Raw genomic sequence first — 11,764 nt, 5'->3', positions numbered from 1 at the left:
CCACCGCCATCGACAGAGGGGAGCGCGACCGATGACCACCGCGAACCCCGAGGACGTGCAGGTCGGGTCCTCCGCCGAGGCCGGTCCCGTCCCGGTGCCGCTCAGCGGTAGGCCGCCGCTGGGCTCGGGCGTCGCCGCCGCCTGGCAGGGCGGGCGCGACGGCGTCGTCGGCAGCTGGCGCGCGCTGCGCGAGGCCGTCGACAAGCCCCTCGCCTCCTACTACCTGCTGCTCGGCGCCTCCGCGCTGCTGCTCACCATCGGCGTGATCATGGTGCTCAGCGCGTCCAGCGTCCGGTCCTACCTGCTCTACGACGACTCCTACGCGGTGGTCAAGCGCCAGCTGATGTGGGTCGTGCTGGGCGTGCCAGCTGCGTGGGTCGCCTCGCGGATCCCCGTACGACACGTGCGCCGCCTGGCCTATCCCGGCTTCATCGTGGCGCTGGTGCTGCTCGGCCTCGTGGCCCGGTTCGGCGTGCTCATCAACGGCAACAAGAACTGGCTGGCTCTCGGCCCGGTCAACATCCAGCCCGCCGAGATCGCCAAGCTCGCGATCGTGCTCTGGGCCGCCAACATCTACGCCCACAAGGAGCGGCGCCTGCGCGAGCTCCACCACCTGCTGGTGCCGGTCGTGCCCGGGCTCTTCGCCGTCATCGCGCTCGTGCTGGTGGGCCGCGACCTCGGCACCGCCCTCGTCCTCGCCGCGATCCTGCTCGGGATGCTCTGGGTCGTGGGCGCGCCCCTGCGGCTCTTCGGGCTGAGCCTGTCGGTCCTGGGTGTCGCTGCCGTCGCGCTCGCCGCCACCGACCCCGAGCGGCTCAACCGCATCACGCACTTCACCGACCCGTTCAAGGACTACACCGACGCCGGGTGGCAGCCCGCCCACGGCCTCTACGCACTCTCCAGCGGCGGCTGGTTCGGACAGGGGATCGGCGCCTCCACCCAGAAGTGGGGCGACCTTCCCGAGGCCCACACCGACTTCATCTTCGCCGTCCTCGGCGAGGAGCTCGGCCTGGTCGGCACCCTCCTGGTGGTCGGGCTGTTCTTCACGATCGCCTACGCCGCGATCCGGGTCGCGCTGAGCACAGCGGACCCCTTCGTGCGCTACGCCACCTTCGGCATCGTGGTGTGGATCCTGGGCCAGATGATGATCAACGTCGGCATGGTGCTCGCCGTGCTGCCCGTCATCGGCATCCCGCTGCCGATCGTGTCGTACGGCGGCTCGGCGCTGCTGCCCTCGCTGGTCGCCCTGGGCCTGCTGATCGGCTTCGCCCGACGCGAGCCCGAGGCGGCCGCCGCCCTCGCCGCGCGCCGTCGCGACCGGTCCGCTGGCCTCTCCGCTGCTCCGTCCCACGACCGCTCTCGATAGATTCCTCCCCGATGCGCGTACTCCTCGCCGGCGGCGGCTCCGCCGGCCACACCTCGCCCCTGCTCGCCACCGCCGACGCCCTGCGTCGCCTGGACCCGGCGACCGAGATCACCTGCCTCGGCACCCGTGAGGGCCTCGAGGCCCGCCTGGTCCCCGAGGCCGGCCTGCCGCTGGAGGTCGTCCCGCGCGTGCCGCTGCCGCGGCGCCCGGGCCCCGACCTGCTCCGTACGCCGACTCGCCTGCGTGCGGCGCGTGCCGCGGCGCTCGAGGTGCTCGACCGCGTCCGCCCCGACGTGGTCGTCGGCTTCGGCGGCTACGTGTCGGTCCCGGCCTACCTCGCCGCCCGTACGCGCAAGGTGCCGATCGTGGTCCACGAGGGCAACGCGATCCCCGGCATCGCCAACAAGCTCGGCGCGCGCATGACGACGCACGTCGCCACGAGCTTCCCCGACACCGCGCTCCCGCACGCCGTCTGCACCGGGCTGCCGATCCGTCGGCTGGTCTCGACCATGGACCGTGCCGCCCTGCGCGCCCAGGCCCTGGCTGCCTTCGGCCTGCGCGACGACCTGCCGACGCTCCTGGTCACCGGCGGCTCCCAGGGCGCGGCGCGCATCAACGCCGCCGTGTCCGGTGCGGCACCCGCCCTCTCCGCCGTCGGCGTGCAGGTGCTCCACGTCATCGGACCGCGCAACGAGCTGGAGGTCCCCTCGGGCGAGGTGCCCTACGTCGTGGTGCCCTACGTCGACCGGATGGACCTCGCCTACGCCGCTGCCGACGCGGTGCTGTGCCGCTCGGGCAGCAACACGGTGACGGAGGTCTCCGGCGTCGGGCTGCCCGCGATCTACGTCCCGCTCCCGATCGGCAACGGCGAGCAGGCGCTCAACGCACGTCCCGTGGTCGACGCCGGGGGAGGCCTGCTGGTCGCCGACGCGGCGCTGACCCCGGAGTGGGTCGCCGCGAGCGTGCCCGGCCTGCTCACCGACGCCGTCCGGCTGGAGGCGATGGGTGCCGCGGCGAGGGGCGTCATCCCGCTCGATGGCGACGACGAGCTCGCCCGCATGGTCCTCGACGCAGCGGCGGACAGGACCGCGCCGTGAGGATCCCGGTCCCCGACGAGATCCTCCCGGCCGCCGACCTCGGTCGCGTCCACTGCATCGGCATCGGCGGGGCCGGCATCTCGGCGATCGCGCGGATCATGGCCCGGCAGGGCGTCGAGGTCACCGGCAGCGACGACCACGACACCCCGTTCCTGCCGGCCCTGCGCGAGCTGGGGGTGACCTGCCACCTCGGCTACGCCGCCGCCCACGTGGGTGACGCCGACACCGTCGTCGTCACGACGGCCGCCCGCGAGGACAACCCCGAGGTCCTCGAGGCCCGGCGCCGCGGCCTGCGGATCCTGCCCCGCTCGGCCGGTCTCGCCGCGGTCATGGCGGGCTCGCGCGTGCTCGCCGTGGCCGGCACGCACGGCAAGACCACGACCACCGGCCTGCTGACCTCCGCCTTGCTCGCGGCGGGCGTCGACCCGTCGTACGCCGTGGGCGGGGTGCTGACCGCCACCGGCCGCAACGCCGACGCCGGCGCCGACGACCTCTTCGTCGCCGAGGCCGACGAGAGCGACGGTGCCTTCCTCCACTACCGCCCGTTCGCGGCGATCGTGACCAACGTCGAGGCGGACCACCTCGACAACTGGGGAACCGAGGAGGCCTACCACCGCGCGTTCGAGGAGTTCGCCGACACGATCGACCGGTCCGGCTTCCTCGTGTGCGTCCTCGACGACCCCGGTGCCGCCGACCTCGCCCGGCGGGCCCGCGCCGAGGGGCTCGAGGTGGTCACCGTGGGGGAGTCGCCCGGCGCCGACCTCCGCATCCACGACCTCGCGCTCGACGGCGCGACCTCCTCGTGCCGGGTCTCGCGCGACGGCACCGACCTGGGCGAGCTCCGGCTGCGGATCCCCGGGCGCCACTACGTCCTCGACGCGGTCGCCGCGCTGGCGACGGGCCTGCGTCTCGACCTTCCCTTCGACGCGCTCGTCGACGGGCTGGGCCGCTTCACCGGCACCGGTCGCAGGATGGAGCTCAAGGGCGAGGTGGGCGGCGTGCGCGTCTACGACTCCTACGCCCACCACCCGGTCGAGATCCGCGGCGACCTCGAGGCTGCTCGCGCGCTGGCCGGTGCCGGCCGCGTCGTGGCGGCCTTCCAGCCGCACCTGGTCTCCCGCACGCGCATCTTCGGCGAGGCCATGGGCGCCGAGCTCGGTGCCGCCGACGAGGTCGTGGTGCTCGACGTCTACGTCGCGCGCGAGGAGCCCGACCCCGCCGTGACCGGTCACCTCGTCGCCGACGCGGTCCCGCTCCCGGCCCAGCACGTCGCCTACGTCGACGGGCTCGACGCCGCCGCCCGGGCGCTGGCGGAGCGCGCCCGTCCGGGCGACCTCGTCATCACGCTCGGCGCCGGCGACGTCACGACCGTCGGGCCGCAGGTGCTCGACCTGCTCGGGGGTGCGTGAGTGGCAGCGGGGACCCGGTCCGACGCCGGCCCGGAGCCGACGGGGCAGGTGCCGGACCGGCACGACCGTACGACCACGCGCACCCGGCGTCGCTTCGCCAGGCGCCAGTGGGCGCGCCGCTGGCTCTCCCTGCGCTACGTGCTGGCACTGCTGCTCGTCGTCGCCCTCGCCGGCACCGCGGTCCACATGCTGCTGTTCTCCGCGACGATGCAGGTCAAGCGCGTCGAGGTGGTGGGCAACGCGCTGCTCAGCGACGGGCGGGTCCGGGAGATCGCCGACGTCCCGCTCGGTGACCAGCTCGCCCTCGTCGACCTCGGCCGTGCCGGTGCCCGCGTCGGCTCGCTGGCCGAGGTGAGGTCGGTCGACGTCACGCGGACCTGGCCCGACGCCGTACGCATCGAGGTCGTCGAGCGCACCCCCGTCGCCGTCGTCGAGCTGGCCGGGCGTCTGCGCGGCCTGGACGCCGACGGGATCGTGTTCCGCGAGTACGACCGCGTGCCCGACGGCATGCCGCGCATCCGGCCCGGCGCAGCAGCCGGCACCGACGCGCTGAAGGAGGCGGCCACCGTCGTGTCCGCGCTGCCCGAGGACCTCGCGACCCGGGTCGACCACGTCGAGGTCACGACCATCGACCAGATCACCCTCGTCATGCGCGACCGCCGCCAGGTGCTGTGGGGGAGCGCGGAGGACTCCGAGCTCAAGGCGCAGGTCGTCGACCGGCTGCTGGCCGCGCAGCAGGCGTCGTCGTACGACGTCAGCGTCCCGGGGAACCCGACCTACCGTCCCTGACCGGCTGCGTACCACCGAGGCAGCTCGCGCCGCATCGAGAAAACTGCACGACGCGCCGCCCTCCGGCGTGTCCGGCGGAGTTTCGCGACGCGTGCTCCCTATGGTCTAGCGAAAGGCGAGGTTGACATAACTATAACCCTCAGGCTCACGGTTAGGGTTCCGCGAGGCCCGGGGGACAGACCGATCGGCCCGCACACCCCTACGTGACACAGACACACAGACCCCACTCAAGGAAGGCCCCGGAGCCGTGGCAGCAGCGCAGAACTACCTGGCGATCATCAAGGTCGTGGGCATCGGCGGCGGTGGCGTCAACGCCGTCAACCGGATGATCGAGGTCGGCCTCAAGGGCGTCGAGTTCATCGCGATCAACACCGACGCCCAGGCGCTCCTCATGAGCGACGCCGACGTCAAGCTCGACATCGGCCGCGAGCTCACCCGCGGCCTCGGTGCCGGCGCCAACCCCGAGGTGGGGGCGAAGGCGGCCGAGGACCACGCCGACGAGATCGAGGAGGTCATCAAGGGCGCCGACATGGTCTTCGTGACCGCTGGCGAGGGTGGCGGCACCGGCACCGGCGGCGCGCCCGTCGTGGCCCGCATCGCCCGCTCGCTCGGCGCGCTGACCATCGGTGTGGTGACCCGCCCCTTCGCCTTCGAGGGCCGTCGTCGGGCCAACTCCGCGGAGGAGGGCATCAGCCAGCTCCGCGAGGAGGTCGACACCCTCATCGTCATCCCCAACGACCGGCTCCTGTCGATCACCGACCGCAACGTGTCGATCCTCGACGCCTTCAAGCAGGCCGACCAGGTGCTGCTGCAGGGTGTCTCGGGCATCACCGACCTGATCACCACGCCCGGCCTGATCAACCTCGACTTCGCCGACGTGAAGTCCGTCATGGCCAACGCCGGCTCCGCCCTGATGGGCATCGGGTCGGCGCGTGGCGAGGACCGCGCGGTCGCCGCCGCCGAGATGGCCGTCTCCTCGCCCCTGCTCGAGGCGAGCATCGAGGGCGCCCACGGCGTCCTGCTCTCGATCGCCGGCGGCTCCGACCTCGGACTGTTCGAGATCAACGAGGCCGCCGCGCTCGTGTCCCAGGCCGCGCACGCCGAGGCCAACATCATCTTCGGTGCGACGATCGACGACGCCCTCGGCGACGAGGTGCGCGTGACGGTCATCGCGGCCGGCTTCGACGGTGGCATGCCCAAGCGTCGCTCCGACGGCAACGTGCTGCGCCAGGGCCAGCCGGCCCAGACGCAGGAGCAGACCCGCGCGGCCGCCCAGCAGATCGCGTCGAAGCCCACGTCCCCGGCGCGGTCGGAGTCGCCGGCGTCAGGCACGACGACCTTCGCCCCGTCCTCGCCCCAGCAGCCCGCGCAGCAGCCGGCTCCGTCCCAGTCGTCCCAGTCGTCCCAGTCGTCGCAGCCCGCCCAGCAGCCCGTGCAGGCGCGCCCGGCGCGCCAGGTGCAGTTCGACGACGACGACCTCGACGTGCCCGACTTCCTCAAGTGACCCTGCTCCGCCACCGCGACCGGATCGAAGGCGACCTCGTGATCGAGGTCGCCTTCACCGACGTCTCCCTCGAGCTCGGTGACGCCGCGCCGGATGACGTACGGAGCGCCGCGCTGGCCGGGGTCGCCGCGGAGACCGGGGCCGTCCCGGTGCTGATGCACCAGGTCCACGGAAGGGTGGTGCACCACGTCGCCGACCCCGGCACGGACGGTACGGCGACCTGCGACGCCATGATCACCTCCCGGGCCGGCGTGGCCCTGTTGGCCCGCGCCGCCGACTGCGTGCCCGTGCTGCTGGCGGATCCCGCCGGCGGGTGGATCGCGGCGGTCCACGCCGGCCGCCCCGGGCTCGCCGCGGGCGTGGTGCCGGGAGCCGTCGCCCGCCTGCGCGAGCAGGGGGCCCGACCGAGCGTGGCGTGGGTCGGCCCGCACGTGTGCGGCTCCTGCTACGAGGTGCCGCAGGACTTGCAGGACGAGGTGGCAGCGATCGTGCCCGAGGCCCGCTCGACCACCTCGTGGGGCACGCCCGCGCTCGACCTCGGCGCCGGGGTCCGCGCGCAGCTCGCAGCGGCGGGCATCACGGACGTGCGCGTCGTCGACGCCTGCACCCGCGAGGACGTCTCCTGGCCGTCCTACCGTCGTGACGGAGCCCGGGCCACCCGCTTCGCGGGCGTCATCTGGAGCCACCCGTGACGAGTCGCGGCGACGAGGTCGCCGCCAACCTCGAGGTCGTGCGGCGTCGCATCCGCGAGGCCTGCGCCGACGCCGGGCGTGCAGAGGACGACGTCTCCCTGGTGGTCGTCACCAAGTTCTTCCCCGCCTCCGACGTCCGCCTGCTGGCCGACCTCGGCGTCACCGACGTCGGCGAGAACCGCCACCAGGAGGCCGAGGCGAAGGCCGCCGAGTGCGCCGACCTCGGGCTGCGCTGGCACTTCATCGGGGGCCTGCAGTCCAACAAGGCCGCGGCGGTCGCGGCGTACGCCGACGTGGTCGAGTCGGTCGACCGCGCCAAGCTCGTCGCGCCTCTCTCGCGCGGCGCGACCGCGCGTGGGGCGCAGGTCGACGTGCTGCTGCAGGTCAGTCTCGACCCGCCGGGGGCGGACCACCGCTCGGGCGCGGCGCCGGGCGAGCTCCCCGACCTCGCGCGCCGGGTGGTCGAGGCCGAGTCGCTGCGGCTGCGGGGCCTGATGGCCGTCGCGCCGCTGGGGGAGGACCCCCGTACGGCCTTCGCCAGGCTCGCCGAGGTGCACCGCGAGCTCGAGCGCGAGCATCCCGACGCCACCGTGCTGTCCGCGGGGATGAGCGGAGACCTCGAGGCGGCCATCGCGTGCGGTGCGACACACGTGCGTGTCGGCTCCGCGGTCCTCGGTCCGAGGCCTGCGGTCCAGTAATGTCCACAACAGTCAACAGGTGTCCCGGACGGGGCGCCAGGTCTAGCGGAGGAACAGTCTCATGAGCGGCGCGATGCGCAAGATCGGCGAGTACCTCGGCCTGCTCGAGGACACCGGCCACTACGACGACTACGACGGTGACACCGAGACCACGACGCACGACGCTGTCGACCAGCGCCCCGTCGCCCGGGAGCGTCGCCCAGCCCCAGTGTCCGACCTTGCCGAGCGCCGTCGACCGGCGCCGGTCCAGACGGGAGTCGTGGCCGAGTTGAGCCGCATCACCACCCTGCACCCCCGCAACTACAACGAGGCCCGCCTGGTCGGTGAGAACTACCGCGACGGCACGCCCGTGATCATGAACCTCAGCGAGATGGACGACAACGACGCCAAGCGCCTCGTCGACTTCGCCGCCGGCCTGATCTTCGCCACTCGGGGCTCCATCGAGCGCGTGACCAACAAGGTCTTCCTGCTCTCGCCGCCCAACGTCGCGGTCTCGGCCGAGGACAAGCAGCGGATCGCCGAGGACGGCTTCTTCAACCAGAGCTGACGGATACTCGTCTCGTGCAAGCCATCGGTCAGATCCTCTACATCCTCCTGTTCCTCTTCATCGCGCTCCTGTGGGTGCGCTTCGTCGTGGACTGGGTGCAGGTCTTCGCGCGCCAGTGGGAGCCCCGTGGCGTCCTGCTGGTCGCGCTGGAGGGCGTCTACACGACCACCGACCCGCCCATCGTGGCGCTGCGCAAGGTCGTGCCCCCACTGCGCATCGGCTCGGTCGCGCTGGACCTGAGCTTCCTGCTCGTGATGGTGGCAGCATGGCTGCTGCTCAACGTGGTCGCGACCATCTTCGGGCTCTGAACCATCCGCCACACGGGTCACTGTGCCCCGTGGCTTCCCGGGCGCTATTGTCTCCTGACAGCAGAGCCACCGTGAATCGAAGAGTGAAAGTTTGGTGACGTCATGCCGCTGACGCCTGAGGACGTGAGCAACAAGCGCTTTACGCCTGTCCGCCTCCGTGAGGGCTACGACATGGGCGAGGTGGACCAGTTCCTCGACGAGGTCGAGGCGGAGCTCGCCCGGCTGACCAAGGAGAACGACGACCTCCGGTCCAAGCTGGCGGCTGCTCAGTCCGGCGGTGGTTCGACGTCGGCGCCCGCTCCCGTGTCGTTCGCACCCGAGCCGGAGCCCGAGCCCGAGCCCGAGCCGGAGCCCGTCGCCGCTGCCCCGGTCGCTGCCGCACCCGTGCAGACGATGCGCGTGGAGACCATCGCCGACGCGTCCAACGCGGCCGCCCGCCTGCTGGAGATCGCCACGCGCAACGCCGACGAGCTCGTCGAGGACGCCAAGAACGAGGCCGACCGCATCGTCGGCGCCGCGCGCACCAAGGCCGAGCGCCTCGAGGCCGAGTCGAAGACCAAGGCCGACCGCATGGAGGCCGACGCCCGTCAGCGCTCGCAGATGCTCGACTCCGAGACCGCCGAGCGCCGCCAGCAGATGTTCGGTGACCTGGAGAAGGAGCGCGACAAGCTCAACAGCGACGTCGAGACCCTCCGCCAGTTCGAGCGCGAGTACCGCTCCCGCCTGAAGACCTACTTCACGCAGCAGCTGGAGGCGCTCAACACCGGCAGCGAGACGCAGGCGCCCGTCGACAGCGGCAACGCGCCCAAGCGGCTGCGCTCGGTCCTCGGCGACGACGAGGGCTGACGCCCGACGGGGCCCGTGCCCCCGGCCTTCGAACAGGCCTGTGAAAAGCGAGAACGACCGCCCGTGAGGGTGGTCGTTCTCGCATTTCGGCGAGCCACGGTTGGCTCGTCAGGCAGCAGCGGCTAGCCTCCCTGCCACCGTGTGGTTCCCGCCACACCCGACGCATGCTGGAGGCCCTCGGATGGCTCGCACCACGCGCAAGTCCCTGGCCGGTACGGCCGCCGCCGCGGCCAAGCGGGTGATCGGCCGCAGGGGTGCGGCCGCGGAGGAGCCGAGTGCGCCGGAGGCCCCGGCCGCGAAGGCGGCTGCGAAGAAGGCGGCCGTGAAGAAGGCTCCGGCCACCAGGACGGCTGCCAAGAAGGCCCCGGCCACGAAGGCTCCCGCGAAGAAGGACCCCGCGAAGAAGGCAGCCGCGAAGAAGGCGCCTGCGAAGAAGGCCGCGCCGGCTGACAGGGCTCCGGCCACGAAGACTGCGGCGAAGAAGTCCGCACCGGCCGCGAAGGCCGCCACTCCGACGAAGAAGGCTGCATCCGTGACCAAGGCTTCTCCTGCGCCGGCCAAGAAGGCCGCGCCCGCCAAGAAGGCCCGCAAGGCCACCCCGTCCACCCTCGTCGTCCTCGAGGGCGAGGATGCCTGGACCCGTGGCGAGCTCAACGAGGTCGTCAAGGAGCTCAAGGAGCACCAGGAGCGACTGGCCACCATCGTCGGCCAGTCCGAGCAGGAGCTCGCCGGGCTGATGCGCGACGCCGGCGACGGCGCTGGCCAGGACCAGGCCGACGTCGGCGCGACCAGCTTCGAGCGCGACCACGAGTTCACCGTGCTGGCCAAGGAGCGGGAGACGCTGGCCCAGATCGAGCGGGCGCTGTCGCACATCGACGACGGCACCTACGGGGTGTGCGACTCCTGCGGCACCGCCATCGGCAAGAATCGGCTGATGGCGGTGCCACATGCCACACTGTGCATGTCATGCAAGCAGCGCGAGGAGCGTCGCTGAACCCCAGCGACCAGGCCGATCCCGACCCGGACCGCCGACGCGTCGACACGCGTCTGGTCCTCGCAGGGGTGGCGCTCGTGGCGTACGCCGCCGACCTCGGCACCAAGCAGTGGGCCCTGTCCGCGCTCGCGGACGGTGACATCCCGGTCCTGGGTGACTGGTTCACCTTCCACCTGACCTTCAACCCGGGTGCGGCGTTCAGCACGGGGACCGACTTCACCATCGTGTTCACCGCCCTGGCGATGGTCGCCGTGGTGGTCGTCCTCTGGCTGGGCCGCCGGGTCGCGAGCACCGGGTGGGCCCTTGCGCTGGGCCTGCTGCTCGGCGGGGTGGGGGGCAACCTCACCGACCGCATCGTGCGTCCGCCCGAGCCGTTCCACGGCCACGTGGTCGACTTCCTGATGCTGCCCAACTGGCCGGTGTTCAACATCGCCGACGTCTGCATCAACGTCGCGGCGGGGCTGATCATCCTGCAGACGTTCCGCGGCATCAACCTCGACGGCACCCGCGAGGGCGCCGAGGACGCCGCGGGCGAGGACTCCGGGGCGGCGGCATGAGCGCGCGGGCCGAGCAGCGCACCGTCTTCGTGCCCGATGGCCTGGCCGGCGAGCGGGTCGACGCCGCGATGGCGCGGATGTTCGGGTTCTCGCGCACCAAGGCGGCCGACCTGATCACCCAGGGCCATGTCCACGTGGACGGGTCCGCCGTCGGCAAGAGCGACCGCGTCGACGCCGGCGCGATGCTCGACGTGACGATCCCCGCGGAGAGCGACCCCCTCGAGGTCGTCCCGGAGGTCGTCGAGGGGATCCGGATCATCCACGACGACGACGCCATCGTTGTGATCGACAAGCCGGTGGGCGTGGCCGTGCACCCGTCCCCGGGCTGGCGCGGCCCGACCGTCGTGGGCCACCTCGCCGGTGCCGGCTTCCGCATCTCCACCAGCGGCGCCAGGGAACGCGAGGGCATCGTCCAGCGCCTGGACGTCGGCACGTCCGGCGTGATGGTCATCGCCAAGTCCGAGCACGCCTACTCCGTGCTCAAGAACGCCTTCCGCCACCGCACCGTCGACAAGACCTACCACGCGCTGGTCCAGGGCCACCCGGACCCGCTCTCGGGCACCGTCGACGCGCCGATCGGCCGCCACCCGCACCACGACTACAAGTTCGCCGTCATGGCCGACGGGCGGCACAGCATCACCCACTACGAGACCCTCGAGGCCCACCGGTTCGCCAGCCTGCTCGAGGTGCACCTCGAGACCGGCCGGACCCACCAGATCCGCGTGCACATGAGCGCCCTCAAGCACCCCTGCGTCGGTGACCTGACCTACGGCGCCGACCCGACGCTGGCAGCGCGGCTCGGTCTCCAGCGGCAGTGGCTGCACGCGATGCGCCTGGGCTTCGAGCACCCGGAGACCGGCGAGTACGTCACCTACGAGTCCACCTACCCCGACGACCTCGCCCGCGCGCTCGAGGTCATCCGGGACGAGCACTGAGGCACGGGCGCTGAGGCGAGCG

At 72.4% G+C, this 11,764-nt stretch carries 13 protein-coding genes; all 13 read left to right on the top strand.

Annotated features, from left to right (window positions below; all coding sequences use genetic code 11):
- Positions 1–31 precede the first annotated feature (31 nt).
- A complete protein-coding gene (ftsW, locus tag IE200_RS09140; protein ID WP_191279168.1) occupies positions 32–1,366 on the top strand; it encodes a putative lipid II flippase FtsW in 1,335 nt (444 codons plus the stop codon).
- A gap of 11 nt (positions 1,367–1,377) precedes the next feature.
- Positions 1,378–2,463 carry an undecaprenyldiphospho-muramoylpentapeptide beta-N-acetylglucosaminyltransferase gene (murG, locus tag IE200_RS09135; protein WP_191279167.1) on the top strand — a complete coding sequence of 362 codons (1,086 nt, stop codon included), beginning with the start codon at positions 1,378–1,380 and terminating at the stop codon, positions 2,461–2,463.
- A complete protein-coding gene (murC, locus tag IE200_RS09130) occupies positions 2,460–3,872 on the top strand; it encodes a UDP-N-acetylmuramate--L-alanine ligase (RefSeq protein WP_191279166.1) in 1,413 nt (470 codons plus the stop codon). The genes murG and murC overlap by 4 nt, the downstream gene beginning before the upstream one ends.
- Entirely contained in the window at positions 3,873–4,661 is a 789-nt protein-coding gene (locus IE200_RS09125; protein ID WP_229856322.1) for a cell division protein FtsQ/DivIB, read from the top strand.
- Between the two features lie 247 nt (positions 4,662–4,908).
- A complete protein-coding gene (gene ftsZ, locus IE200_RS09120) occupies positions 4,909–6,165 on the top strand; it encodes a cell division protein FtsZ (protein WP_191279165.1) in 1,257 nt (418 codons plus the stop codon).
- On the top strand, positions 6,162–6,857 hold the full coding sequence (locus IE200_RS09115) for a polyphenol oxidase family protein (RefSeq protein ID WP_191279164.1): 696 nt from the start codon (positions 6,162–6,164) through the stop codon (positions 6,855–6,857). Before ftsZ ends, IE200_RS09115 begins: the two co-directional genes overlap by 4 nt.
- The gene (locus tag IE200_RS09110; RefSeq protein ID WP_191279163.1) at positions 6,854–7,555 is read left to right on the top strand and encodes a YggS family pyridoxal phosphate-dependent enzyme; all 702 of its coding nucleotides are present in this window, start codon (positions 6,854–6,856) and stop codon (positions 7,553–7,555) included. The genes IE200_RS09115 and IE200_RS09110 overlap by 4 nt, the downstream gene beginning before the upstream one ends.
- Before the next feature lie 61 nt (positions 7,556–7,616).
- Positions 7,617–8,102, top strand: coding sequence for a cell division protein SepF (locus tag IE200_RS09105; protein ID WP_191279162.1), 486 nt, complete (start codon positions 7,617–7,619; stop codon positions 8,100–8,102).
- Positions 8,103–8,116: 14 nt separating this feature from the next.
- On the top strand, positions 8,117–8,410 hold the full coding sequence (locus tag IE200_RS09100; RefSeq protein WP_191279161.1) for a YggT family protein: 294 nt from the start codon (positions 8,117–8,119) through the stop codon (positions 8,408–8,410).
- Positions 8,411–8,512: 102 nt separating this feature from the next.
- A complete protein-coding gene (locus IE200_RS09095; protein ID WP_191279160.1) occupies positions 8,513–9,256 on the top strand; it encodes a DivIVA domain-containing protein in 744 nt (247 codons plus the stop codon).
- A gap of 181 nt (positions 9,257–9,437) precedes the next feature.
- Positions 9,438–10,250, top strand: coding sequence for a TraR/DksA family transcriptional regulator (locus tag IE200_RS09090; protein WP_191279159.1), 813 nt, complete (start codon positions 9,438–9,440; stop codon positions 10,248–10,250).
- Positions 10,223–10,807 (top strand): signal peptidase II, encoded by a 585-nt coding sequence (lspA, locus tag IE200_RS09085; protein ID WP_191279158.1) that lies wholly within the window; start codon positions 10,223–10,225, stop codon positions 10,805–10,807. The genes IE200_RS09090 and lspA overlap by 28 nt, the downstream gene beginning before the upstream one ends.
- A complete protein-coding gene (locus tag IE200_RS09080; RefSeq protein WP_191279157.1) occupies positions 10,804–11,742 on the top strand; it encodes an RluA family pseudouridine synthase in 939 nt (312 codons plus the stop codon). Before lspA ends, IE200_RS09080 begins: the two co-directional genes overlap by 4 nt.
- The last annotated feature ends 22 nt before the right edge of the window (positions 11,743–11,764 follow it).

This window comes from Nocardioides flavus (ex Wang et al. 2016) (assembly GCF_014653115.1).
Lineage (GTDB): Bacteria > Actinomycetota > Actinomycetes > Propionibacteriales > Nocardioidaceae > Nocardioides > Nocardioides flavus.
Note: the sequence above shows the minus strand (reverse complement) of the source record. Positions and strands in the feature narration are given on the sequence as shown.